This window comes from Undibacter mobilis, assembly GCF_003367195.1.
Classification (GTDB): Bacteria; Pseudomonadota; Alphaproteobacteria; order Rhizobiales; family Xanthobacteraceae; genus Pseudolabrys; species Pseudolabrys mobilis.
In genome coordinates, this window is sequence record NZ_QRGO01000002.1 from 466,654 (window position 1) to 491,204 (window position 24,551).

The window sequence follows — 24,551 nt, forward strand, 5'->3', positions numbered from 1 at the left end:
CCGCGCCTTCGGCGGCGTAATCTCCGGCCTCATGCGACTCAACTGTCCTCCCCTGCCAGCGGATTTGCCGTGCGGCTTCTGACTTCCACTCTTTTTGCTCTGATCATCGCCGGCGCGGTTGGCCTCGGGCTGACCTATTTTGCGCTGACGCGCGGCGCTGCCTTTGGTGCGCTGACGATCGGCAGCTGGACTGCCTGGCCGAAAACCGGCACGGCAGATGCCGATCCTTATGCACGCGCCAGCATCGCACGCACCGGGCAATTGCCCGTCGCGCTCGGCGACGGCGTCTCCTTCACGGCCAAGAACGATGACACAGGCAAGCCCCTCGACGGCCGCTGCGATGTCGTTCTGTCCGGCGTGACGCCGGCGGCCCGGTTCTGGACCCTCTCGCTCTACAATAATGACGGCGAACTGATCGCCAATTCGGTCGACCGCTACGGCTTCTCGAGCCAGGAGATCCTGCGGCGCGCCGATGGCAGTTTCGAAATCACCGTGTCGCCGCGCGCCAATTCCGGCAATTGGCTGCCGACCGGTGGCATTGATCACTATACGCTTGTGCTGCGCCTTTATGACACTGCGGTCGGCGTCGCCACCAAGGCTGGCCGCGAAGTGCCGATGCCCGCCATCGAAACGCGCACCTGCCCTGAAGACCCGACACGGAGCAAACCATGATCCGCTGGTTGCTCCTGCTACTTGGCGGCGCGCTGCTCGGCGGCGTCGTCCATCTTGCCACCATCATCATACTCCCACGCACCGCGACGCAAGACGCCTTTGCGCGCCTTACGAATGATACTCCGATTAATACCGTTGCCGCGCTGCCGCAGCCGCGACCGGAAAAGGCGGCGATGCCCTTCATGGACCCGGCCTTCGCCGCCGGCATTTGCCGCTACGACCTGTCGAGCGGGCCGCTCAAGCTGACGGTCCCGGTCAGCCTCGCCTATACCTCGGTGTCGTTCTACACGCGCTACGACGTCGCCTACTACGCCATCAACGACCGCGCCGCCGGCCGGCGCGTCATCGAACTCGATCTGATGACACCAGAGCAAAAGAGTGCGATGCCGGAAGAAGAGGACGTCACCGCCGCCGACCGGTTGATTGTGGAATCGCCGACCGTATCGGGTCTTATCGCCATTCGTGCGCTGGCACCTGAGCCTGGCCTGATGCCGATGGCGCAGGCCACCATCGCTAATGCGCGCTGCGTCGTGCAAATGGCGTCGACTACGCCGGCAGGCGGGCGGCGCTGACTATCAGGATCGATATTTATCGCTGGAAAGCGAGGCTAGGGCCGCGCTCGTAAGGTGGCGCGGTCTGGACGCGATAATGCGACACTTCGGCATGCAGCCGGTTGAGTACCTGCTCCACTGTTACCGCCTCCTGCGACGGTGACGATATTACCAGTCGCTCCAGCGCATATCGGTAATTGGCGACGCGCCGCCCGAGGCTCGTGCGCACTTGTGCAATGACGCGATCGTTTTCCTTGATGCGGTTGACTGTGTTGATGCGCTCGGCCTGTGTGAGGCCGGGAATGAAGGCAAGGCTCTTGTTGCGCTTGGAGTCGAGATCGATCACGCGCGTGGCCGTCGAAAAGAACCCCGGCAGCCGCTCACTGTCGTTACGAATATCCTGGGTGAGCTGTGCATAGCGCGAGGTGGGTGACCGCACCTTGTCGTCCATCATGTGCTCGTAATAAGCGGCCGGGTTCACCATCTGCTTCTGAATGGCCGGATTCAATCCGTATTCGTTGGCCACTGAATAGAACTTGTGCCGCAGATAAGGCGGCTCGATCAACGGATAAGCGAGGTCGCGTAGGCGGCGCTCCTCATCGGTCATTTCAAACGTCGACGGGGAGATCGGTTCGCCCTTGGCGTTGTCGCGGCCGACCCAGTCGTGAATATTGTCGCGAACGAGGCTTGGATTGATTTCATCGAAGTCGCCGCCGAGGCCGCAACCCGCCAGCGCGGGCGCGATCAGAAGCGCGACGACAAGCGGCAGCGTCCGTGGCATTGCGCGCATCGCAACCCTTTGAAAAAAAATCGAAACGGTTCAGCGCGCCAACCGGCGGCGCCGGCGGCGGCCCGAACTGTTGCCCTGGTCGGGCTCCAGCCCGTCCGGTGCTCGCTCAATCCGGATGACCGGCAGAATGATGACCGTTGCAGGTTCCGAGCTCGCGTCGATGTAACGGCCCCGGCCAAAGTTGCGGCCTTGGCCGGCGTCTTCGGGAAAACGGATGACTTCGCCCATTGCAGTCCCCTATTCCGTCCCGGCCTACCGTCTCGCTACGGCATCAATGTGCTGTCGAACCCAAAACCTCGCTCACCAAACGATACTTGATACCCACGGACCTGCCGGGTCGGTGCTTATGATTAAAGAGGCTGCAAGGTTAACGGTCTGCTAACGCGGTCGTTCTAATGTCCGGCCCAGCCGCCGAGTTTGTCTCAAGTATCATGATAAAGCCGCCTAGCATTTCTCCGATCGACGGCCTCGTCGACCTCGCCTGCCGCGATGGGGTCGACGTGCGCCCGACCCTGTTGCGCGTCCTCACGGACCTCTACGTGCAGAAGCCGGTGCACAGCGCCGACGAAACCACGCAATATGTCGAACTGGCGCTCGGCCTGATCGATACGGTCGACAGCGCCACTAAGGCCGCGGTCGCCGCCAGCCTGTCGCACTATCCGGCCGCACCGACCGCCGTCCTCGCAAAGCTCGGTTTGGCGGACAATGCACCGGCCGCGCACGCGCCCCTGCCCGAAATCGCCTTCGTGCCTGAAACTGCAGCGCCGCCCCTTGTCCCTGCCCCCGAACCGGTGGCGGCGGAACCGGTCGCCATCGGCACCCTGACCGACGTCTTCTTTGACGCACCGGCTGCCGACCGCCGGCTGATCCTGGCCAATCTCGATATCGTGGCCGATCCGGCAGCGCTCGTGTCGCCGGCATCGAACGACACGGCCGAACGTCTGGAGCAGGCCGCATTCAAACGCGAGCCCGCTACATTTGCCCGCGTCATCGAAAACGCGCTCGGCGTCAACCGCGACCTTGCCCATCGCATCACCGAAGACTCTTCGGGCGAGCCCATCGTCATTATGGCGCGCGCGCTCGGCATCAAGGCCGCCGTCCTTCAGCGAATTCTGCTGTTCCTCAATCCCGCCATCGGCCGGTCGGTTGAACGCGTGTTCGATCTCGCCATGCTCCATGACGAGATTTCGCTGGCCACCGCCTGCCACATGGTCACGCTGTGGCGGCACGATGCGCCGGCCGCGCAGGCACAGCAAAAGGCTCGCCACGAACCAGTCTATCAGGAAGACGCCCGCACGGTACGCCGCCCGTCGGGGCGCGAGAACCGCCGCACGGATACGCGCGAATCCACCATGCCCTACAAGGCGACGCGCTGACGTCGCGATCAGGCGACGATCTTATCAAGAAAGTGCCGTCCGGCGCGGTCCTCGCTTTCGACGATCCAGAGGTCGGGATCGAAGCGCATTTCCTTCTGCAGCCTGGCGTCGATATCCGCTTCCGGTGCCGGGCCATCGCGGCCGACGGCGATGCTGAAGGCGCGGTCGGCCGGCGTATCGTCGGTAAAAACGGTTTGCGGCGCCGGGCCGTACAGCGTTGCGGTGCCGTCCAGCCGATTGACAACGATGAAAATCGCGCCTGCCTCTTCGGCGCCGCGCTTGCGCACGACGGCGAAGGCACCCTCGATGTTGCAGCGGCGCACGTAAGCCGCGACCCAGATGCTCGATTTCAGCCGCATACGCCTGACTACCACGCCACGGCGCGAACAATCGACCGTTATTCCAGCGGCCTGCCCGTCATCGCCGACAGCTCCCGCACGAAGCGCTCCGATATCTGCCCGGTCACCGGCAGTTTACGGTCGCGCTCGAACTTCTCGATCGCCACGCGCGTCGCCGCGTCGAAATTACCGGTCGGTTTGATCTGGCCGTAGCCGAAATCAGCCAGCGCCCGCTGGATGGCCAGCACGCGCGGCGACGGCGCAATCAGTTCGGCGATGGGATCGCGGCGAGCCGGTTGCGGCGATGACACCGTGGCAGCCGAAGCCTGCATGATGCGCAGCAGTTCCTCCGGCGCGTTGGGATCGACTTTCACGCCGGCGGCCTGCGCGAAGTCGCGCGCGCCGGCATCGGTCTTGGCACCCCAGATGCCGTCGGCTGTGCCTTCGTAAAAACCGCGCCTTGTTAGCTCACGCTGAATTTCGGCAATCGTCTGCACGCGATTGAGCGCCGGCGCCCCCGACTGCGCAACTGGCGGCAGGGCCTGCACGGCGGGCACACGGGTTGGCTGGGCGACGACCGGCGCAGGCGCTGCCACAACCAAAGTCGGCCGCGCTGCAAAAAACGGCGCGGGATGCGGGCCCTTCTGCATAACCAGCGCGTTGAAGAAGATAATGACAGTCGCGGTGCCGCCGAGCAGCACGCCCACGAACTCACGCGGATGCGACATAATCAGGCGGCCGATGCCACTGGACCCAGGTTCTTCGATGGCGGCCACGGCCGCCCGGCTTTTCCGCTTACGCACTTTTCTTCACCAGTACTTTGGCGGCCGTGGCAAGATCGCCCGCCCGCTCTGTGACCAGCCGAATCGGATCGGCCGGCGTTCTATGCCCTTCGCAATCGATCGGCAGACGCACAGTGACGCGCGTACCTTCACCGAGCCGGCTGCGAATTTCGATGTCACCGTTGTGCAGCTTGACCAGCCCCTTGACGATCGACAGGCCGAGGCCGGTACCGTCGTGGCGGCGGTCATAAGTGCCGCGCGCCTGGAAAAAAGCTTCGCCAAGACGCGGCAGGTCGGCTTCTCCGATCCCGACACCGGTATCTTCGACCGCCACGGCGATGTTGGTACCGTCGCGTTGCGCGCTGATGGTGACGCTGCCGCCGCGCGGCGTGAACTTGATGGCGTTCGACACCAGATTGATCAGGATCTGATTGAAGGCGCGACGGTCGCCAACAATTTCCGGCAGATCGACCGCAAGCTTCGCGCGGATTTCCACACCGGCATCGCGCGCCTTGAGCGCCAAGAGGTCGCAACAGCCGGTCACGACCGGCGCCGGCGCGAAGGGCTCCGGCGTGATCTCGAAATTGCCGGTCTCCATCTTGGACATGTCGAGGATGCCATTGACCACCGACAGGAGGTGGTGGCCGGACTCGTTGATCAACCGCGCATATTCAATCTGCCGCTCCGGCTGGACCACCAGATCCTGCCGGGTCAGCATTTCGGAAAAGCCAATGATCGCATTGAGCGGCGTGCGCAACTCATGGCTCATCGTGGCCAGGAAGCGGCTCTTGGACAGGCTGGCGCGTTCCTGCTCGGCCCGCGCCATCTCCATCGCTTGTTCGTGAACCTTGCGCTCGCTGATGTCGCGCATCACGGCAACGACTTCGCGCTCGGCGGCGGGTGTCTCATTCGCTTCGTCCAGCGGACGGCAGCGCATTTCAACCCAGATGAAGCGGGTGCCCTGATTGACATCGCCACCACGGCGGATGCGGAATTCCACCGAGCGATCATCGCCGTGGGCGGACGCGTCGGCAAGCGCTGTCAGGAATGCGGGGCGGTCGGCGACATGGACATGATCGAACAAGCCGTGGCCGATCAACGCGCCGGACGGCGTGCCAAACAATGTCTCGGCCGCGGGCGAGATGAACAGCACGGCGCCGTTCCGGTCATGGCGTGCGATGACGTCGGTCATGTTGCGCGCGAGCAACCGGTAGCGGTCCTCTTCGGCATAGCGCAGCCAGACGCTGGTTCGCGCCAGCTGTTCGGCACCGAGCGCAAGACCGGTGGCGTAAAGCGCGGCGGAGACCACGCCCAGCGCGGCCAGCGCGCCGGGCTCGCTTGCAGAAGCCGCCGGCGGCAGCAGATTGTAGGCATTGGCGAGCAGCATCAATCCGGCTGCGCTGAGTGCGAATATCGAGGCGAGCGCGACCACACGACGCGACGCCGACAGCGACGCCTCGAGCGGTACCACGACGAGCCAGATCGCAGCGAAAGAGGCGATGCCGCCATTAAAGAGCGCGACCGCCGTCACCAAGCCCGTCAAAGCGAGCGACGACAACACATGCGCGGCTTCGTAGCGCCCCGTGCGCGACAGGAAATAGGCGATCAGGATCGGCGCCACGAGCCAGGCAAACACTCCGAGCTCAAGCGCGCTCGGCACGCCGCGGAATGCGATGAAGACGGGAAAGCTCGCCAGTGCCACGAAGCTGCCGATGAGGCGCGGCGCAATGAAGGCACGGTGGCGCGCGGCCGTCAGCGCGTCCTGCCGGGCGGCCGGATACACCAACGCATCAACATACTGCCACAGTGGAGTGAGAAGGCTCACCGTCCCTGCCACACGCCCTTTGAAGAACGCGCCCCTTTTTCGAGCTGCGACCTTAGGCGGCGGTCGCTTAAGCGAAAGCTAAGGGAACCGCCCCGGAGCGTTTTCACGCCGGTGCTACGGCACGGACATCACCGCCATTCGGCTCTCATGGTGAAATTTCGGTTGCCGCGAGGGCTCAAAGCCGCGTTTGGCGATCCAATTGTTACCGGCGCGGTAACCATGCGGGATTTTCGCTAAATGCTGCGCAATCGACACCGATCGCAATTCTCTAAAACTTTAGTCAAATCCGGATCATTACAAGTTTCATCAAATTCGAGTCGAACTCTCGTAAAGTTTGCCCTAAATGCGTGCTTCAACGCCAAGGACAGGTTCAAGCCTGTCTGCTAAATTTGAATACAAGGCGGCGCAAAAGCCGTCGGGGACGATAATAGGTGGGTCATGTTCTTCCTCTTGCGGATGGCCTTCTGGCTGACGATCGTATGCGTGCTTTTGCCGGGAACCGGCGAAAAGTCGCAGTCGCCTGAAGCGCAGCTCGATGCGGTGCAAGCAGTGACGCTCGCAAGCGCCGCGGTATCCGACATGCGCGGTTTCTGCGACCGCAATCCGAACGCCTGCGTCGCCGGCGGTAAGGTCGCGACCGCGATCGGCCATCGCGCCGAGGCCGGCGCCCGCACCATCATCGATTTCGTCAGCAACAAGATGGCTGACAATAAGCCGGCGCCTGCCGACGAACCGGCCCGTGTCGTCGGCGTCTCGGCCACCGGCGCGCTCGGCACGCCGGCCAGCCACGGCACGCTGACGGCCTCCGACATGAAGCCGGGCTGGCACGCACCGGTGCCGCTGCCGCCGCGCCGTGAAGCCCGCGCCGGTCGCCCGGCGGCATAGAGCCACGTTCGGTCCAATCTTCGGCGGGGTGGTACGCAACGTCGTGCCGCCCCGTTTGGCCTTTGGCTCCGCAAGCCTATATACCGGGCGCGAGGAACCGCATCGAAAACCCGTGCGGTCGAAGCCGATCGCGGATCATGAGCAAGATCGACGACATTGTTGAGAATTTCGGCCTGCTCGACGAGTGGGACGACCGCTATCGCTATGTCATCGAGCTTGGCCGCGAATTGCCGCCGATGGCCGAGGCGGATCGCACCGAGACCAACAAGGTCCAAGGCTGCGCCAGTCAGGTCTGGCTCACGACCAAAGTCGCGACCGATGGCGCCGAGGGGCCGATCCTGACCTTCCAGGGCGACAGTGATGCTCATATCGTGCGCGGTCTCGTCGCCATCCTGATCGCGCTTTATTCAGGCAAGTCCGCACGCGACATTCTCGCGACTGATGCCTTGGCCTTGTTCGATCGTATTGGCTTGCGTGAGAATCTGACGCCACAGCGCTCCAACGGCCTGCGCTCCATGGTGGAACGCGTCCGCGCCGAGGCGGGCGCGGCGCTTGCCGCGGCTTAGGCCACGGCATCATTCGACGCGAAAGGTTGCATCTTCGGCCAGCCAGGCGCGAACCGGCGTATGGCTGCGACCCCGGACTTGCGCCATAAATCCATAATGACGCGCCAGCCGGTCGAGCGCGAGTTGCAGCACCACCTTGGCCGAGCGTGCCGGCCAGCCGCGGGCGCGTTCGAGATCTTCAAGGCCTTTGAGAAAGCAGCATAGGTCGACCAGCAGGCCGGAAAACTCCGGCCCCACGGCCTCCAGCGCCGCGTTGACGCGCTGGCGCGCCGCGATAGTGCCATCGGTCGCGGCGGCCGCACCGCCCGAAGGCCCGCGACGGCCCGACGACATCGGGCTCGACCAATCCGCGGTAGTCCGCGGCATCAATTGCGCCCGCGTGAAATCGACTCGCAGGCGCTCGCCGGCCTGCAACTGATGTGGGGCAATCAGCGCCCGTCCGTCGCGCCCCCGGCGCCGCGCCAGCCAGGTCAGTGGGCTTTCCGATTCGTCCACGGTGACGCGCCGCATACCAGTCGGCGTATCAATAACACGCTCGCCGAGCTCCATGTGCTGCGCCCGCAACGGCCCGACACTGGGCCCATTCGCCGCTGCGTCGGCTCGCATTGTGCCGGCCGCTTTATCGGCATCCGGCCTGGATGACTTTGAGGTTCCGTTGATTGGTGGGTTTGGTGCCGGGTTGGCCATGGCGCCCTCTCTAGGATACTTTACCCATACCTGGACGCACCAAATGACGCAAGGATTATCTTCTTATATGCGTGCAAACAAAAACCCGCGGTGTAGTCCGCGGGTCTGTGCACTTTGAATTTTCACTCAGGACCGGTGATCCGGCCGGCCAAAACAAGTGCGCACACTATTTGGTGCGGCGCCGGCGCTGCTGGCCGAGGCCCATGTCCTTCGCCAGTTGAGAGCGCGCGGCAGCGTAGTTCGGCGCCACCATCGGATAGTCCGGCCCAAGACCCCACTTCTCGCGATACTGCTCCGGGGTCATGTTGTACTGCGTGCGCAGGTGACGCTTGAGCGACTTGAACTTCTTGCCGTCTTCGAGGCACACGATGTGCTCGGGCGTGATCGACTTCTTTACCGAAACCGCCGGTTTCAGAGGCTCGGCAGGCGCTTCGCCAGCTTTGCCCGACACACCCGACAACGCGGCATGCACCTGATTGATCAGCGCGGGAATATCGGCAGCGGCGACGCTGTTGTTGCTTACATACGCTGAAACAATCGAGGCCGTCAGCTCGATGAAGTTACCGGGATTGCTCGTTTCGCTCATGGTCGATGTCTCACCCCCGCGCGTGGCGCTCGCCGCCACTCCACTCGCCGCTTATCCCTAAACAAGCCGGCAACAGACATAACGAGAGTGTTTCGGACCCCCGTCCCTCGGATCGCACCCATTTCGGGCTATTTTTTGTATATTTAGTATCTACTAGCTGGCCCCAAGCATTGCAAGTCGATCAGCCCGACCAGCTAATAGAACCAAGTCTTCGCCGCGATGTTATTGAATATATGCAGGATTATTACCTCCCGCAGCGGCGGAACGGAGAGACGCGGCCCTTATTCCGTCCACAACCTATAGAAGAAATAAGTTCACGGAGCAGCCGGACCGCGATCAGGCGGTCCGCTCAAGATGGGCGCGCAATTCGTTGATCGAGGCAAAGCGCAAGGTGCCTTGCGGCAATTCGGCCTCGATCGAGCCGTCGACATAGAGCGTATAGCCCATGCCATCGACCACCCCCGATTTGAGGATCGGCACCGTGCGAGGCTCTTCGATCGGCGGTTCGCGATCGATATCCGGCTCCTCCAGTGGGGCCGAAGTTATCTCCGCCGGCTTTGCGGATTCTGATTCAACTGGCCACATCGCGTCGAAATAGCTGCGCTCCGCTTTTTCGGCCGAAGGCGCTAGCGCCCGCGGCGCGCGGGTCACAGCCACCTTCCCGAACAGCTCAGACTCGTCAGCCCTATCTGCGCCTTCAGACACCCGAACCGTTTCATCTGCCTTTGCGGCGTCATCCCACTCTTCGGCTTCAGCCTTCTCCCACTCCGTGCTTTCTGTCTTCTGCGCCACTTCGGGGACATCGCGGGGGGCTGCAGCGGCGGTCTTTGTGGGCGTCTCGTCCCGATCGAATGCGGGCTCTTCGTCCGGATTGGGCAGCGTCGGCGCTCCGAAAAGCTCTTCCTCCGGTCGCGGCGATGACGCCTGCGTAACCATCGGCGACGTTACCGGGGCGCGTATCGGCCTGCGCATTGTGAACGCCGGCGGCAGTTCATCCGGTGCCTCGTGTGCCAAGGGCTGGCTGGCCTCGCGCGGCATGGTGTCAGCCGGGGGCGCGACTTTTGGCTTCGGCGGAAACGGCACCCGAGCCGCGGCAGTTGCTGGCACAGGACGTGTCGGCACCTGGGCGTCTGTCTCGGGGGGGCGCGCGTTCCGCGTGCCAGACCGGCCAGACACGTCGGCCAGATGCTGCAGTTCGCGCACCACAACGCCGAGCGCGAGCACGATCAGGCCGCCGACCATGGCGACGGTGCCGGCAATAATCAGCGTATTCCCGAAACTGAATTCACTGATCGGAACGCCGAAGCCGATCAAGGCCGCGCCCGCCGCGACAACGAGGGCACCTGCAACGTAAAGCAGAATCGACATGGCCGGCTGCGATCCTCGAAAAACGCGGCCCTCCGATGAGCGACCGCTTCAATTCTAGCTAAACTATTCAACTGATGAGGAATTCTGACCTTTTTAGCGGGCAACGGCAAGATCGAATGTTAAAATAATCCTGTTCTCCCAAGCTCGCTCATGGCCGCCCCTGCTAACCGTCATGCCCGCTTCATGACCCGTCTGCACAAATGATCGAACCGCAGGCGTTGCCCCGGACCGCGACCCGGCCTAATTAACCCCATTGAGGAACTCGAACGGGACAAACCGGTTGCCACCCTGGAACCGGCTAAAAATTCCGCGTTCAAACGTCGTGGACCGAGGAGGATTTGATGTCATTCACGCTGCCCGAACTGCCCTATTCCTACGATGCGCTGGCGCCTTACATGTCGCGCGAAACGCTCGAATATCACCACGACAAGCACCACAAGGCCTATGTCGATAACGGCAACAAGCTGCTCGAGGGCTCGGGCCTTGAGGGCAAGTCGCTCGAAGACGTCGTGAAAGGTTCGCACGGCAAGAATGCCGGCCTCTTCAACAATGCCGGCCAGCACTACAACCACATCCATTTCTGGAAGTGGATGAAGCCGAACGGCGGCGGCGACAAGCTTCCCGGCAAACTGAAAGCCGCGATCGACAGCGACCTTGGTGGTCTCGAGAAGATGAAGGCCGATTTCGCCCAGGCCGGCGCCACCCAGTTCGGTTCGGGCTGGGCCTGGATCGAGGTTAAAGGCGGCAAGCTCGCCATCTCGAAGACCCCGAACGGCGAAAACCCGCTGGTCAATGGCGCGTCGCCGATCCTCGGCTGCGACGTGTGGGAACACTCCTACTACATCGACTATCGCAACCGTCGTCCCGACTATCTCAAGGCGTTCCTCGACCACCTCGTGAACTGGGAATACGTCGAAGAAATGTACACCGCCGCCACCAAGTAAGGCGCGGCGAATGACACAAGGGGCGGCGCAACACAGGCGCCGCCCTTTTCCTTTGGGTGCAGACTTATGAGCAGCAACAGTGTTGAAGTGGCCGTCATTGGTGGCGGCGCCGCCGGCATCGCCGCCGCGCGCAAACTCACCAAGCACGGGATCGATTGCCTGATCGTGGAAGCGCGCGACCGCCTTGGCGGGCGCGCATACACCTTGTTGAGCCATCCTGCAGGCCATGCCCTCGACATGGGTTGCGGCTGGTTGCATTCCGCTGACCGCAATCCCTGGACTGCCATTGCCACGGCTCAAGGTCGCGCCTTCAACAAGGCACCACCGCCGTGGGACCGGCCGATGATGACGCATGTCGTGCCTCTCGCCGTGCAAGAGGACTACGCACGCGCAATGAACGCCCTGTTCGGGCGCATGGCGGAAGCCGCCAATGCCGGACACGACGCCGCGGCCTCCGAATTTCTCGAACCCGGCAATAAATGGAACGGCACGCTCAACGCCGTTGCGACCTTCATCTCGGGCGTCGAGCTCGAGCACATGTCGGCGGTCGACTTCGATCGCTACGGCGAAAGCGACAGTGAAGTGGACTGGCGGCTATTCGATGGCTACGGCACCCTCATTGCGTCGCACGGCCATGGAATTCCCGTTGCGCTCGATTGCGAGGTCACGCGCATCGACCATCGCGGCAAGCGGCTGCGCATCGAAACCAAGAAAGGCGTCATCGAAGCAGACCAAGCAATCGTCACGTTGCCGACCAGCATTCTTGGCGAACGCGCCGACCTGTTCCTGCCCGCTCTGCCCGACAAGACCGCCATCGCGCGGCGCCTTCCGCTCGGGCTCGACGACAAACTGTTCCTCGCGCTTGAAGGTGCTGAGGAGTTCGGCAGCGACAGCCGGGTACTCGGCCGCCTCGATACCAGTGCGACAGCAAGCTACCAATTCCGCCCCTTCGACCGGCCGATGATCGAAGCCTATTTCGGCGGCGCTTGCGCCCGCGAACTCGAAGCCGGTGGCGAGGCAGCCTTCTTCGACTTCGCCGTGACGGAATTGACCGGCCTGTTCGGCTCGGCCTTTGCGCGCCGCCTCAAGCCGATCGGCATCCATTTGTGGGGCGCAGATCCTTTCGCCGGCGGCGCCTATTCCTACGCCGTGCCCGGCGCTGCCGATCAGCGCGCCGCGCTCGCCGCTCCGGTCGACAACCGGCTGTTCTTTGCCGGCGAGGCCTGTTCACGATTCGATTTTTCGACCGCCCACGGCGCCTATGTCACGGGCCACGAGGCCGCCGAACGCATTCTCGCTGCGCGCCGCAAATCGTGATTTTGCCTGGCGCGTCGGGTATGGTTTGCACGATCGCGCAGCAAACGGAGGTGGACGATGCCGGGCCTTTTCATCTTCGATGCCTATGGCACGTTGTTCGACGTCCATGCCTGTATCGCGCGCTTTGAAAAAGAAGCAGGTCCCGACATCGCGCGTCTGTCCGACATCTGGCGCACCAAGCAGCTCGAATACACCTGGACGCTAACGCTCGCCGGCCACTACACCGAGTTCTGGATGCTGACCGAGCGAGCGCTCGACTATGCACTGGCGCGCGTGCCGAATGTGCCCAAGGCGCTGAAGCCGCGGCTGATGGACTCCTACTTCCAGCTCGACGCTTTTCCCGATGCGCGGCTTGCGCTGCAGGCACTCAAGGCCGCCGGTCACAAGACCGGCATTCTCTCGAACGGCTCGCCGAAGATGCTCGACGGCGCGGTCGACGGCGCGAAGCTGGGCGGCGAACTCGATGCCGTGCTGTCGGTCGATGCTCTCAAGATGTTCAAGCCGCGTCCCGAGGTCTATGGCCTAGTGACCGACCACTTTCGGTGCAAGCCAGGCGACGTCACCTTCGTATCCTCGAATCGCTGGGACGTGATGGCCGGTGTGTCGGTTGGATTCCGCGGCTTGTGGATCAACCGCACGCGCATGCCGGACGAGTATCCCGACTTTCCGCCGCAGAAGATTTTAAGCAGTCTCTCGGATTTGGCGGCGCTGACCTGAGAACTATTTGCCCCGCGAGGGCTGGCGCAAACAATTCCATGCTCCTATATCCGCTATCGTCCCCTTCCCTCCGCGCGCGACTCATTCATGCCGTCGATCATTTCCATCACTAATCTGTCCAAGACTTATGCGTCGGGCTTCACCGCGCTCAAGACCATCAATCTCGACATCGAACGCGGCGAAATCTTTGCGCTGCTCGGCCCGAACGGCGCCGGCAAGACGACTCTGATCGGGATCATCTGCGGCATCCTCAATGCCTCGACCGGCACGGTGACCGTCGGCGGCCATGACATCGTTAAGGATTTTCGCGCCGCGCGCGCCATGATCGGGCTGGTGCCGCAGGAGCTCACCACCGATGCCTTCGAATCGGTCTGGGACACGGTGAGCTTCACCCGCGGCCTGTTCGGCAAACCGGCCAATCCCGCCCATATCGAGAAAGTCCTCAAGGATCTGTCGCTGTGGGACAAGAAGGACGACAAGATCCGCACCCTGTCGGGTGGCATGAAGCGCCGCGTGCTGATCGCCAAGGCGCTGTCGCATGAGCCGCAGGTCTTGTTCCTCGACGAACCGACCGCGGGCGTCGATGTCGAATTGCGCAAGGACATGTGGCAGGTAGTCCGCGATCTGCGCGCCTCCGGCGTCACCATCATCCTGACCACGCATTACATCGAAGAAGCTGAGGATATGGCCGATCGCATCGGCGTGATCAGCAAAGGCGAGATCATCCTGGTCGAGCGCAAGGCAGAGCTGATGCGCAAGCTCGGCAAGAAGCAGCTCGTGCTGCATCTGCAGAAGCCGCTCGCCGCCATTCCTGCCGATCTTGCCGGCGATCGCAATCTAGTGCTCGGCAATGACGGCAAGGATCTGATCTTCACCTATGACACCCAGGGCGAGCGCACGGGCGTCACCGGCCTGCTCGCCGACCTCAACCGGCTCGACATCCGGCTGCGCGATTTGCAGACAACGCAGAGTTCGCTCGAAGAGATTTTCATCGACCTGGTAAAGCAAAGCGAGAGCGCCGCCGCGGGAGCCCGGTCATGAACGTCCACGCGATTCTGGCGATCTACAAATTCGAGATGGCACGCACCTTCCGTACCGTCTGGCAGAGCATCGTCTCGCCGGTCATTTCGACCTCGCTCTATTTCGTGGTGTTCGGCGCCGCCATCGGCTCGCGCATCACCGAGATCGAGGGCGTCGCCTATGGCGCCTTCATCGTGCCCGGCCTCATCATGCTGACGCTCCTCACGCAAAGCACGATGAACGCCTCGTTCGGCATCTACTTCCCCCGCTTCACCGGGACGATCTACGAAATTCTGTCGGCGCCGGTGTCGGCCTTCGAGATTGCCTGCGGCTATGTCGGCGCGGCGGCGACCAAGTCGATCATTCTCGGCCTCATCATTCTCGCCACGTCCTGGCTGTTCGTGCCGATCCAGATCGCGCATCCGCTATGGATGATCGGCTTCCTGGTGCTCACCGCCGTCACCTTCAGCCTGCTCGGCTTCATTATCGGTATCTGGGCGGACGGCTTCGAACAGCTCCAGATCGTGCCCATGCTCATCATCATGCCGCTGACCTTCCTCGGCGGTACGTTCTATTCGACGCATGTACTGCCGCCGCTCTGGCAGAAGATCGCGCTGCTGAACCCCGTGGTCTATCTCGTCAGCGGCTTCCGCTGGAGCTTCTTTGAAGTCGCCGATGTCAGTCCGGCAATCAGCCTCGGCATGACGCTGGTATTTCTCGTCGCCTGTCTTGCGATCATCTGGTGGATATTCAGAACCGGATACCGACTGAAGAAGTAGCCGCACCGGAAATTTCGCCTGTTCCACGACCAAGGTCGGATGGAACTCTAGCCTTTCCCCGGCATTGAACGTCCTGGATTGTGGCCTCAGGCGCCCCCTGCCGGGACCGCGCGCCTCCACATTGGGAGAGAGTGTTTCGTGAATCGTCGGCAATTTCTGGCGACAACAGCCATCGTTTCGGCGGCGGCCGCCCTGCCCTTGCGTCATGTTGCGAGCGGCGCGCCGCAGCCCTCGGCTGCGGCGCCGCCGAAACGCGGGCCGGTGCCGTTCGATCCTTCGAGCGTGCGGCAGATGGCCAAGGATCTGGCGCAAAAGCCATTTACCGCGCAGGACCAGAACATTCCGGCGGGGCTCAAGGACATCGGCTATGACGGCTATCGCAAGATCCGCTTCGCTCCAGACCGCGCCCTGTGGCGCAATGAGGGCTTGCCGTTCCAACTGCAGATGTTCCACCGCGGTTTCATGTACAGCGGGCGCGTCGATCTCCACGAAGTCGTCGACGGCAAAGCCAGTGCCATCGTCTATGCGCCGGACCTGTTTACCTTTGAAGACGTGAAGCCGCCGGATCCCGGCTCCGATCTCGGCTTTGCAGGCTTCCGGATTCACGCGCCGATCAACCGGCCGGACTATTACGACGAAGTCAGCGTTTTCCTCGGCGCCAGCTACTTCCGCGCTGTCGCCAAGGGCGAGACCTATGGCCTGTCGGCACGCGGGCTCGCCATCAACACGGCCGATCCGAAGGGTGAGGAATTCCCTGCCTTCCGTTCCTTCTGGATCGAAAAGCCGCAGAAGCATGCGACCTCGATCGTGGTGCATGCCCTGCTCGATTCGAAAAGCGCGGCTGCGGCTTATCGCTTCACCATCAGGCCCGGCGAGGCGACGATCTACGACGTGGAAATGGCGGTCTATCCGCGCGTCGATATCGCCGAGCCCGGCATTGCGCCGATGACGAGCATGTTCTTCTTCGGTCCTAACGACCGCGACGGCGTCGACGACTTCCGCCCGGCCGTACACGATTCCGACGGCCTCGCCATCCTCAACGGCCGTGGCGAGCAGCTGTGGCGGGTCCTCACCAATCCGATCGATCTGCAGATCTCGAGTTTCTTCGACACCAATCCGCGCAACTTCGGACTGATCCAGCGCCAGCGCGACTTTGCCGCCTATCAAGACCTGGAGTCGCATTTCCAAACGCGGCCGAGCCTGCGGGTCGAGCCGATCGGTGACTGGAGCAGCGGCGAGGTGCGGCTGATCGAAATCCCGACGCGCGAGGAAGTGCACGACAACATCGTCGCCTTCTGGCGGCCGAAAGATCCACTGAAAGCCAAGGGCGAATACAACTTCACCTACCGTCTGCACTGGGGCGAAGGAAAGCCCGGCGCCGGGCTCGCGCGCTTCGTCAAGACAGCAACAGGTGCCGCCGGCAGCGGCCGGCTATTCGTGCTCGATATCGCCGGCGACAAGCTCAAGGACATCAAGCCCGACGCGGTGCGCGGCAACGTCAGCGCCAATTTCGGCAAAATCAGCAATGTCGTGAGCCAGCCGAACAAGGAGACCGGCGGCTGGCGACTGTCGTTCAACCTCGACCCTGAAAAGGCCCCGGTGGTGGAATTGCGTGCCAGCCTGTTCGATGGCGACACGCCGCTGTCCGAAATCTGGGTTTATCGATGGACGCCGTGAGCGGCGCGGACATGCCGAGGCGCAACGCGCCGCCGCTTTCGCCAGGCACCGAGATGCCGCCATCCGCGCCGCCGTTCCTGCCGCGCGAGTCGCGGCTCGACATGCCGGGTCAGGCGCTCAAGGGCGATGCGCGCAAAGACCCGCCCGAGGCATCGCGGCCTCGTTACCTTCTGTTGCGCCGCGCTTTCATCCTGCTTGCCACGCTGGCAATGACCGCGATCGCCGCCGATCAGATGTACCTGGTGCTGTCGGTGTCGTCGCTGACGCTGCTGGAAGGCGCCATCCTCGTGCTATTCGTGGCGATGTTCGCCTGGATCGCGTTCTCCTTCGCCAATGCTTTCACGGGCTTCGTCCTGACTTTGTCCGGCCCGGACACGTCGCTTGGCATCGATCCGCGCGCGCCGCTGCCCGAATTACATCATCGTCACGCGCTGCTGGTGCCGACCTATAACGAGAACCCGGCGCGGCTGTTCGCACGGCTGCAGGCGACATGGGAGTCGATTGCCGACACCCGACAGGGCAATGGCTTCGACGTTTTCGTGCTCAGTGACACCACCGATCCGGCGATCTGGATCAATGAGGAAGAACAGTATCTCGCGCTGATCGCGCGCATACCAAGCGGCCGCATCTTCTATCGCCACCGCCGCGACAATGTCGCGCGCAAGGCCGGCAATATCGGCGACTGGGTGACACGCTTCGGCGGCGCCTATGAGAGCATGGTCATCCTCGACGCCGACAGCCTGATGACCGGCGACGCCGTCGTGAGGCTCGCGTCAGCGCTCGAGCGGCACCCGGAGGTGGCGCTGGTGCAAACGCTGCCGGTGATCGTCAATGGCACCAGCGTATTCGCGCGGCTGCAGCAGTTCGCCGGAAGGCTGTACGGCCCGATGCTGGCGCGCGGCATCGCCTGGTGGTTCGGTACCGAGAGCAATTACTGGGGCCACAACGCCGCGATCCGCGTCAAGGCCTTCGCCGCCCATGCCGGCCTGCCCGAACTGACCGGCCGCAAGCCGTTCGGGGGCCATATCCTGTCGCATGACTTCGTCGAAGCGGCGCTGATGCGCCGGGGCGGCTGGGCCGTCGTCATGGCTCCGAGCCTGCCGGGCTCCTACGAGGAAACGCCGCCGTCGATCACCGAATTCGCTGCGCGCGACCGGCGCTGGTGTCAGGGCAATTTGCAGCATCTCAAAGTGCTGCCAGCGCGCGGCCTGCACCCCGTGTCGCGGCTGCATTTCCTCATCGGCATCGGCGCCTACATCACCGCGCCGATGTGGCTCGTGTTCCTGATCATCGGCATTTTGATTTCGCTGCAGGCGCATTTCATCCGGCCAGAGTACTTCCCGAAGGGCTTCACGCTGTTCCCGGTGTGGCCGGCGGAAGATCCGATCCGCGCCGCTTACGTGTTCGGCGCCACCATGGGCATGCTGATCCTGCCGAAACTGCTGGCGATGATCGCGACGCTGGTCCGCGGCGGCGAACGCCGCAGCTTCGGCGGAGGCATCCGCCTGATCGCCGGCGTCATCGTCGAGATCGTTCTCTCCGCACTGATCGCACCATCGATGATGGTGTTCCAGTCATCCGCAGTGTTCAGCGTGCTCGCCGGCCGCGACTCCGGCTGGCAGGTGCAGCGCCGTGACGACGGCAGCCTGCCCTTCGCCGAACTGATGCACCGCTATGGTCCGCTGACTTTGGTAGGACTGATCCTAGCTGCTGCCGCATACGCGGTGTCGTTCTCGTTGTTTCTCTGGATGACGCCGGTGACGATCGGTTTGTCGCTCGCGATGCCGCTAGCGGCCCTCACCGCACGCAAGGGCCTCGGTCCCGTCATGGTGGCGCCGGAAGAGCGTACGCCGCCCGCCGTGCTGGTTCGCGCCAATACGCTGGCAACCGAGCTTGGCGCGACCGAAACGCCGATTGCCGAGATGCTGCGCCGGCGCACCGAGGTCACCGACGCGCATCTCAGCCAGTTGGCGCCACCGCCGCCACACCGGCCGGGCGATATCGACCGCGACCTCGTTATCGCCAAGGCCCGGCTCGCCGAGTTCGACAGCCTCGATCAGGCAATGGCCCTGCTCAGCGCGCGCGAAAAGCGCTCGATCCTGTCCGACCCAGACGCTTTTCGCAGCCTGATGGCGCTGGCGCGCAAATAGCGCTCAGTATTTCTCCGGCACATACAGCTCCACCGGCAGCGTCTTGCGCTCGTAGTCCGGGTTGAAGACGCGCTCCGGCAAGGAGATGCCCTTATGCGGCACGGGCTCGTAGGGAATGAGCGACAGCAGGTGGTCGATGCAATTGAGCCGCGCCCGCTTCTTGTCGTTGCCTTCGACGATGTACCACGGGGCTTCCTCAATATTGGTGCGCGCGAACATATCTTCCTTCGCCTTGGTATAGTCCTCCCAGCGCACGCGCGATTGCAGGTCCATCGGCGACAGCTTCCACTGCTTGAGCGGATCGTGAATGCGCATGAGGAAGCGCATCTGCTGCTCTTCGTCGGTGATGGAGAACCAGTATTTGACGAGTGTGATGCCGGAGCGGACGAGCATCCGCTCGAACTCCGGCACGTCCTGGAAGAACTGCTCGACCTGATCGGCCAAAGCGAAGTCCATGACGCGCTCGACGCCGGCACGATTGTACCAGGAGCGATCGAACAGCACGATCTCGCCAGCCGCCGGCAGATGCGGCACATAGCGCTGGAAATACCACTGAGTCTTCTCGCGGTCGGTCGGCGCCGGCAGAGCCACGGTGCGGCAGACACGCGGATTGAGCCGCTGGGTGATGCGTTTAATGACGCCGCCCTTGCCGGCTGAATCGCGGCCCTCGAAGACCACGACGATCTTCTTTTTGGTGGCGACTACCCAGTCCTGCAGCTTGATCAGCTCACCCTGCAGGCGCAGCAAGTTCTGGAAATAATAGCGGCGGTCGATCCCGGGCGGGTGCGTGCCCTTGTAGACCTTGCGCAATTCGTCGGTCAGCGCCGGCTCGGATAACTCAAGCTCGAAGTCTTCATCGAGCGTATCGGCGAGTTCGGCCTCCAGCCAAGAATCGCTGCCGTGGCTGGGGGCATCGGGTTCATTTTTGTCCGTCATGGCGGCGGACAATGCCGTCGCCTTACGACAGTTTCATGACGGCGGTGGGGCTTTGCGCCGCAGGGCTTTTAGCCTTGCGCCAGTGCGTCGATAATACGGGCCCAGGAGCGAATGCCCTTGTGGAAGCACTTGAGGTCGAACTTCTCGTTCGGCGAATGCACGCGGTCGTCGTCCAGCGCGAAGCCGACCATCAGCGCGTCCATGCCGAGCACACTCTTGAAGTCGGAGACGATCGGGATCGAGCCGCCGGCGCCGACGGTCACTGCCTTCTTGCCCCACTCCTCGCCCAGCACCTCGCGCGCCTTGGTCAGCGCCGGATTGTCGAACGACAGTTGCAGCGCCGCGCCGGCGCCGAAATTGCCGAACTCGACCTTGCAGTCGTCGGGCAGCCGGGCGCGGACAAATTGGCGGAAGGCCTCCTTGATCTTGCCGGGGTCCTGCCGTCCGACGAGACGGAAAGAAACCTTGGCCGAGGCTTCGCCCGGAATGACGGTCTTGGCGCCCTCGCCGGTATAGCCGCCGATGATACCGTTGATCTCCGCAGTCGGCCGCGTCGTGATCTGCTCGATCAGCAGGCGACCCTTTTCGCCGGCCGAATGCTTGAGGCCGATCGGACCAAGGAACGTCTCTTCCGTGAGGCCAAGCGCGGCGAGGTCGGCCTTAATGTCCGCCGGCAGATCGTCGACGCCGTCGTAGAAGCCCGGGATGGTGACGCGGTTGTTGTCGTCCCACATCGCGCCCAGCACCTTGGCAAGCAGGCGAATCGGGTTCTGTGCCGCGCCGCCGAACTGGCCCGAATGCAGGTCGCGATCGGCGCAGGTGATCTTGACCTCTTCATAGATGAGGCCACGCAGCGAGGTGGTGATGGCCGGCGTATTAGCGTCCCACATCGCCGTATCGCACACGAGCGCGAGGTCCGCCTTGAGTTCGGCAGCGTTGTCGCGGACGAAACCGGGCAGGTTTTTCGAACCGCACTCCTCCTCGCCCTCTATCATGGCGGTGACGTTGAGCGGCAACTTGCCGGTGACGGTCTTGTAGGCGCGGCACGCCTCGATAAAGGTCATGAACTGGCCTTTGTCGTCGCAGGAACCGCGCGCAACGATGATCTTGCGGCCGTCGGGCAGCGTGTCGATGCGCGGTTCGAAAGGCGGCGTCTTCCAGAGGTTGAGCGGGTCGACCGGCTGAACGTCGTAGTGGCCGTAAAACAGCACATGCGGGGCCTTCACCCCGTTCGACTTGCCGACGACAACCGGATGGCCCGCCGTCGGCCGGACGCTGGCGTCAAAACCGATAGTTCCAAGGTCGGCGGCCACATGTTCCGCCGCGGCGCGGCACTGACCCGCAAAGGCCGGATCGGTCGATACCGAGGCGATGCGCAACAACGCGAACAGCCGCTCGACGCTATGGTCGATATCCCGGTCGATATGGGCCAGAACGGCGTCGAGCGTGCTCATCGATACATTCCTTTTAAGCCATTTGATCGGTCATCGCACCGGGACGGGCGGGCTGCAAAAAATTTAGGCCTACGACATTCGTCGCCAAGCCTTTGCGGCGCGACATTCAGATACTCTTAAGTGATGTCGGTCAAGACGTGCGTCCCGCGCGAAGGCGCGTCACATAAAAAATCCGTATCGGACAAAATGATGCTGCCATGGGCGCCACGAAGCCACTGCAAAGCCTCGATGTTGCATCGGATTTGAGGCAAATACCCGTCAACGCGCACACAGCGCTGATGTGATGGGCGTCACATCGCTCCGATAGTCTGTAGCCTATCTGTTTTACCACCGCGCGTCGCAACGACATTCGCATCGCGGACAACGCATCATGCTTGTCAACGTCGGCAAAACGTTCAATATGATTTTTCAACTCCACCTTTTGTGTGGAGAGTGAGGGGACCATGAACGATCTGGTTGCACGTCTTGTCGCCAATGTCGGTATCGACCAGGCGACCGCCGAGAAAGCCGTCGGCATCATTCTCGACTTCCTGCAAAAAGAAGGACCAGCCGACAAGGTCCAGGCCTTGATCGACAGTCTTCCCGGCGCCGATGCGCTGTTGAAGGCGGAGCAAGGCGGCGGCGGTCTGTTTTCCATGGGCGGCCTCATGGGCGCCGGCAGCCGCATGATGGCGGCGGGTCTGAGCATGGGTCAGGTGCAGTCGGTTACGAAGGAAACCATCTCCTTCGCCCGCGAGAAGATCGGCGAGGACGCTATCGGCGAAATCGTCGGCACGATCCCTGGCCTCGGCCAGTTCGTCTGAGGCTATCTGCCCTCTCCTCGCATCCACACACCAAGCACATTTCGTTCGAAGTCCGGAGTTTCGCATGTCCTATCCCATCACCGACATACATGGGGTCGACGGCGACATTGCCGCCGCCCTCAAGTCGGCGGGGATCCGCTCAACCGGAGCGCTACTCGACAAAGCCAGCACCGTAAAAGGCCGCAAGCTGTTGGCCGAGAAGACCCGGTTCGACGAGAAGCAGCTCTTGTGCTGGGCAAACGTCGCCGACCGCATGCGGATCAAGGGTGTCAGCAAGGAATATGCGGCGCTGCTGCATCACGCCGGCGTCGATACCGTCAAGGAACTGGCGCACCGCAACGCCCGGAATCTCACGGCAGCGATGGTCAAGGCCAATGAAGAGCATCAGATCGTGCGGTTCCTGCCTTCCGAGAAGGTGGTCGAGCGCTGGATCGAGCACGCCAAGAAGCTGCCGCTGAAGATTTCCTATCGGCGCTAGACTGAGCCTCCCAATCTCACCCCGCCTGCTTGACAGCCTGCCGTGGGCCGCGCCATGCCAAGCGCTATGACGCACGCCAGCACCGCCGCTCCGGCCACACCCACGGCACCGGATTCTCTTTCCGCGCTGCTGAAGCACGGCCGGCCCCTGGTCATGGGCATTCTCAACGTCACGCCGGACTCCTTCTCCGACGGCGGCAGGTTTCTCGATCCGCGGCGCGCCATCGCCCATGCCGAACAGATGGTGGCGCAGGGCGCCGACATCATCGACATCGGCGCGGAGTCGACACGGCCCTATGACGGCATGCAGCCGGTCACGGCCGCCGACGAAATGGCGCGGCTCAAGCCCGTGCTGCCCGCCGTCGCGCAACTGGGCGTGCCGATTTCCATCGACTCGCTCAAATCGGAAGTGGCGGCCTGGGCGCTCGACAACGGCGCCACCATCGCCAACGACGTCTGGGGCCTGCAGCGCGACGCCCACATGGCCGAGGTGGTGGCGGCGCGCGGCGTTCCGGTCATCGTCATGCACAACCGCGACGAGGCCGATCCCCGGATCGACATCGTCGCCGACGTCGAAGCCTTCTTCGCGCGCTCGATCGCCATCGCCTCCGAAGCCGGCATCACCCGCGACAATATCGTGCTCGATCCCGGCATCGGCTTCGGCAAGACGCCGGAACAGAGCATCATCACTTTGGCGCATACCGCCGCGTTCCGCAGCTTCGGGCTGCCGCTGCTGGTCGGCGCCTCGCGCAAGCGCTTCATCAATTCGGTGAGCCCGGCGCCGCCGACCGAGCGCATTGGCGGCTCCATCACCAGCCACGTCTACGCCGTGCAGCAGGGCGCGGCGATCGTGCGCGTGCATGATGTCGCGGAGACGGTGCAGGCGCTGCGTGTGCTCGCCGCCATCGAGAAAGGAAGCGCGCTGTGACCGATCGTATTTTCATTCGCGGGCTGGCGCTGCACGCCTATCACGGCGTGATGCCGCACGAGGGCAAGGTCGGCCAGACCTTCACGCTCGACCTCGATCTCGACGTCGACCTGTCGGACGCCGCCCGCTCCGACAAGGTCAAGGACACGGTCTCCTACGCCGACGTCGCGCAGTGCGTGGAGAAGGCCTTCACCGGCCAGCGCTTCCGGCTCATTGAAGCGGCCGGCGGTACGGTGGCCGATGCCGTGCTGGCCGCGTTTCCGCGGGTGCTTTCGATCGCGGTGACGATCCACAAGCCGCATGCGCCGATCGCCGCGACTTTCAGCGATGTCGGCGTCACGCTGACGCGCAGCCGCGCCAAGGCCAAATGACGACCGACCCGACGCGCGCCTTCCTCGCCTTCGGCGGCAATGTCGGCGACAGCCGCGCCACGCTCGACCGCGCCGTGGCGATGCTGGCGGAGACACCGGGCGTGAGGCTCGCGGCCCGCTCGTCCGACTACAAGACGCCGCCCTGGGGCGTGACCGACCAGGCGCCTTTCATCAATCTCTGCGTCGGGATCGACACAACGCTGGCGCCGCTGGACCTGCTCGCGCGTGGGCAGGAGATCGAGCGGGCGCTCGGCCGCGACCGGGCCAAGGAGCAGCGCTGGGGGCCGCGCACCGTCGACATCGACATCATCGCCTATGGCGACCTGAGCCTGGACGAGCCCGGGCTGGTGCTGCCGCATCCGCGCCTGTTCGAGCGCGCCTTCGTGCTCATGCCGCTGGCCGAGATCGCCGGCCGCCGCCGGATCGCCGGCCGCGACCTCCAGGAGGCGCTACAGGGCGTCGATACCGCCGGGATCGAGCGCCTGCCACGGCGGTCCTGACCGGCCGGCGAGGCCTGCCCTGGCTTGTCATATCGCAATAGCGAGATGGCTT

The 24,551-nt window shown here is 63.4% G+C and carries 27 protein-coding genes; 17 read left to right on the forward strand and 10 right to left on the reverse strand.

Translation table 11 applies throughout. The features are described from left to right. The first annotated feature begins 69 nt into the window (after nucleotides 1-69). Both DXH78_RS16400 and DXH78_RS16405 read left to right on the forward strand, forming a co-directional pair. Nucleotides 70-672 carry a DUF1214 domain-containing protein gene (locus DXH78_RS16400; protein ID WP_115518293.1) on the forward strand — a complete coding sequence of 201 codons (603 nt, stop codon included), beginning with the start codon at nucleotides 70-72 and terminating at the stop codon, nucleotides 670-672. Then, the gene (locus DXH78_RS16405; protein WP_115518294.1) at nucleotides 669-1,244 is read left to right on the forward strand and encodes a DUF1254 domain-containing protein; all 576 of its coding nucleotides are present in this window, start codon (nucleotides 669-671) and stop codon (nucleotides 1,242-1,244) included. Before DXH78_RS16400 ends, DXH78_RS16405 begins: the two co-directional genes overlap by 4 nt. A 16-nt stretch (nucleotides 1,245-1,260) precedes the next feature. On the opposite strand, the gene DXH78_RS16410 is transcribed toward DXH78_RS16405, so the two are convergent. Together DXH78_RS16410 and DXH78_RS16415 are read right to left on the reverse strand one after the other, a co-directional pair. After that, on the reverse strand, nucleotides 1,261-2,004 hold the full coding sequence (locus DXH78_RS16410) for a hypothetical protein (RefSeq protein WP_147292664.1): 744 nt from the start codon (nucleotides 2,002-2,004) through the stop codon (nucleotides 1,261-1,263). A gap of 39 nt (nucleotides 2,005-2,043) precedes the next feature. After that, complete coding sequence (locus DXH78_RS16415; RefSeq protein ID WP_115518296.1) at nucleotides 2,044-2,241, reverse strand: hypothetical protein; 198 nt, start codon at nucleotides 2,239-2,241, stop codon at nucleotides 2,044-2,046. Nucleotides 2,242-2,444: 203 nt separating this feature from the next. On the opposite strand from DXH78_RS16415, the gene DXH78_RS16420 reads away from it, so the two are divergent. Next, nucleotides 2,445-3,389 (forward strand): DUF2336 domain-containing protein, encoded by a 945-nt coding sequence (locus DXH78_RS16420; protein WP_115518297.1) that lies wholly within the window; start codon nucleotides 2,445-2,447, stop codon nucleotides 3,387-3,389. Nucleotides 3,390-3,397: 8 nt separating this feature from the next. Here DXH78_RS16420 and DXH78_RS16425 read toward each other — a convergent pair whose 3' ends face one another. The 3 genes from DXH78_RS16425 to DXH78_RS16435 all read right to left on the reverse strand — a co-directional run bounded on the left by DXH78_RS16425 (nucleotide 3,398) and on the right by DXH78_RS16435 (nucleotide 6,334). Continuing rightward, complete coding sequence (locus tag DXH78_RS16425; protein WP_115518298.1) at nucleotides 3,398-3,748, reverse strand: DUF1491 family protein; 351 nt, start codon at nucleotides 3,746-3,748, stop codon at nucleotides 3,398-3,400. A 38-nt stretch (nucleotides 3,749-3,786) separates the two neighbouring features. Further along, nucleotides 3,787-4,455 carry a peptidoglycan-binding domain-containing protein gene (locus tag DXH78_RS19960; protein WP_168192872.1) on the reverse strand — a complete coding sequence of 223 codons (669 nt, stop codon included), beginning with the start codon at nucleotides 4,453-4,455 and terminating at the stop codon, nucleotides 3,787-3,789. Nucleotides 4,456-4,522: 67 nt separating this feature from the next. Then, on the reverse strand, nucleotides 4,523-6,334 hold the full coding sequence (locus DXH78_RS16435; protein WP_115518299.1) for a sensor histidine kinase: 1,812 nt from the start codon (nucleotides 6,332-6,334) through the stop codon (nucleotides 4,523-4,525). Between the two features lie 438 nt (nucleotides 6,335-6,772). Between DXH78_RS16435 and DXH78_RS16440 the strand changes: the two genes are divergently transcribed. Together DXH78_RS16440 and DXH78_RS16445 are read left to right on the forward strand one after the other, a co-directional pair. Continuing rightward, a complete protein-coding gene (locus tag DXH78_RS16440; RefSeq protein ID WP_115518300.1) occupies nucleotides 6,773-7,219 on the forward strand; it encodes a DUF5330 domain-containing protein in 447 nt (148 codons plus the stop codon). A gap of 137 nt (nucleotides 7,220-7,356) precedes the next feature. After that, entirely contained in the window at nucleotides 7,357-7,785 is a 429-nt protein-coding gene (locus DXH78_RS16445) for a SufE family protein (RefSeq protein WP_115518301.1), read from the forward strand. A gap of 9 nt (nucleotides 7,786-7,794) precedes the next feature. Here DXH78_RS16445 and DXH78_RS16450 read toward each other — a convergent pair whose 3' ends face one another. From DXH78_RS16450 to DXH78_RS20015, 3 genes are all read right to left on the reverse strand, one after another. Continuing rightward, nucleotides 7,795-8,391 (reverse strand): DUF6456 domain-containing protein, encoded by a 597-nt coding sequence (locus tag DXH78_RS16450; RefSeq protein WP_115518302.1) that lies wholly within the window; start codon nucleotides 8,389-8,391, stop codon nucleotides 7,795-7,797. 247 nt (nucleotides 8,392-8,638) lie between these two features. Further along, nucleotides 8,639-9,058, reverse strand: coding sequence for a Ros/MucR family transcriptional regulator (locus tag DXH78_RS16455; protein WP_115518303.1), 420 nt, complete (start codon nucleotides 9,056-9,058; stop codon nucleotides 8,639-8,641). Nucleotides 9,059-9,394: 336 nt separating this feature from the next. Then, entirely contained in the window at nucleotides 9,395-10,372 is a 978-nt protein-coding gene (locus DXH78_RS20015; RefSeq protein ID WP_210209602.1) for a hypothetical protein, read from the reverse strand. 395 nt (nucleotides 10,373-10,767) lie between these two features. On the opposite strand from DXH78_RS20015, the gene DXH78_RS16465 reads away from it, so the two are divergent. The 7 genes from DXH78_RS16465 to mdoH all read left to right on the forward strand — a co-directional run bounded on the left by DXH78_RS16465 (nucleotide 10,768) and on the right by mdoH (nucleotide 19,030). Then, a complete protein-coding gene (locus DXH78_RS16465) occupies nucleotides 10,768-11,370 on the forward strand; it encodes a superoxide dismutase (protein ID WP_115518304.1) in 603 nt (200 codons plus the stop codon). A gap of 66 nt (nucleotides 11,371-11,436) precedes the next feature. Then, the gene (locus DXH78_RS16470; RefSeq protein WP_115518305.1) at nucleotides 11,437-12,687 is read left to right on the forward strand and encodes a flavin monoamine oxidase family protein; all 1,251 of its coding nucleotides are present in this window, start codon (nucleotides 11,437-11,439) and stop codon (nucleotides 12,685-12,687) included. Nucleotides 12,688-12,744: 57 nt separating this feature from the next. Continuing rightward, nucleotides 12,745-13,404, forward strand: a complete 660-nt coding sequence (locus DXH78_RS16475) for a haloacid dehalogenase type II (RefSeq protein ID WP_115518306.1) — start codon at nucleotides 12,745-12,747, stop codon at nucleotides 13,402-13,404. Nucleotides 13,405-13,491: 87 nt separating this feature from the next. Next, the gene (locus tag DXH78_RS16480) at nucleotides 13,492-14,445 is read left to right on the forward strand and encodes an ABC transporter ATP-binding protein (RefSeq protein WP_115518307.1); all 954 of its coding nucleotides are present in this window, start codon (nucleotides 13,492-13,494) and stop codon (nucleotides 14,443-14,445) included. Beyond that, complete coding sequence (locus DXH78_RS16485; protein ID WP_115518308.1) at nucleotides 14,442-15,203, forward strand: ABC transporter permease; 762 nt, start codon at nucleotides 14,442-14,444, stop codon at nucleotides 15,201-15,203. Before DXH78_RS16480 ends, DXH78_RS16485 begins: the two co-directional genes overlap by 4 nt. Before the next feature lie 138 nt (nucleotides 15,204-15,341). Next, on the forward strand, nucleotides 15,342-16,880 hold the full coding sequence (locus DXH78_RS16490) for a glucan biosynthesis protein G (RefSeq protein ID WP_115518309.1): 1,539 nt from the start codon (nucleotides 15,342-15,344) through the stop codon (nucleotides 16,878-16,880). An 11-nt stretch (nucleotides 16,881-16,891) separates the two neighbouring features. Then, nucleotides 16,892-19,030, forward strand: coding sequence for a glucans biosynthesis glucosyltransferase MdoH (mdoH, locus tag DXH78_RS16495; RefSeq protein ID WP_245416908.1), 2,139 nt, complete (start codon nucleotides 16,892-16,894; stop codon nucleotides 19,028-19,030). 3 nt (nucleotides 19,031-19,033) lie between these two features. On the opposite strand, the gene ppk2 is transcribed toward mdoH, so the two are convergent. Together ppk2 and DXH78_RS16505 are read right to left on the reverse strand one after the other, a co-directional pair. Further along, nucleotides 19,034-19,966, reverse strand: coding sequence for a polyphosphate kinase 2 (gene ppk2, locus DXH78_RS16500; protein WP_115518311.1), 933 nt, complete (start codon nucleotides 19,964-19,966; stop codon nucleotides 19,034-19,036). A gap of 68 nt (nucleotides 19,967-20,034) precedes the next feature. Next, entirely contained in the window at nucleotides 20,035-21,420 is a 1,386-nt protein-coding gene (locus DXH78_RS16505) for a M20/M25/M40 family metallo-hydrolase (RefSeq protein WP_115518312.1), read from the reverse strand. A gap of 443 nt (nucleotides 21,421-21,863) precedes the next feature. Between DXH78_RS16505 and DXH78_RS16510 the strand changes: the two genes are divergently transcribed. The 5 genes from DXH78_RS16510 (at nucleotide 21,864) to folK (ending at nucleotide 24,499) form a co-directional block, all read left to right on the forward strand. Beyond that, nucleotides 21,864-22,223: a DUF2780 domain-containing protein gene (locus tag DXH78_RS16510; protein WP_115518313.1), complete on the forward strand. Its 360-nt coding sequence runs from the start codon at nucleotides 21,864-21,866 to the stop codon at nucleotides 22,221-22,223. 64 nt (nucleotides 22,224-22,287) lie between these two features. Next, entirely contained in the window at nucleotides 22,288-22,701 is a 414-nt protein-coding gene (locus DXH78_RS16515; RefSeq protein ID WP_115518314.1) for a DUF4332 domain-containing protein, read from the forward strand. A 66-nt stretch (nucleotides 22,702-22,767) separates the two neighbouring features. Continuing rightward, a complete protein-coding gene (gene folP / locus DXH78_RS16520; RefSeq protein ID WP_115518315.1) occupies nucleotides 22,768-23,628 on the forward strand; it encodes a dihydropteroate synthase in 861 nt (286 codons plus the stop codon). Beyond that, nucleotides 23,625-23,999, forward strand: a complete 375-nt coding sequence (folB, locus tag DXH78_RS16525; protein ID WP_115518316.1) for a dihydroneopterin aldolase — start codon at nucleotides 23,625-23,627, stop codon at nucleotides 23,997-23,999. The genes folP and folB overlap by 4 nt, the downstream gene beginning before the upstream one ends. Beyond that, entirely contained in the window at nucleotides 23,996-24,499 is a 504-nt protein-coding gene (folK, locus tag DXH78_RS16530; RefSeq protein ID WP_115518317.1) for a 2-amino-4-hydroxy-6-hydroxymethyldihydropteridine diphosphokinase, read from the forward strand. Before folB ends, folK begins: the two co-directional genes overlap by 4 nt. The last annotated feature ends 52 nt before the right edge of the window (nucleotides 24,500-24,551 follow it).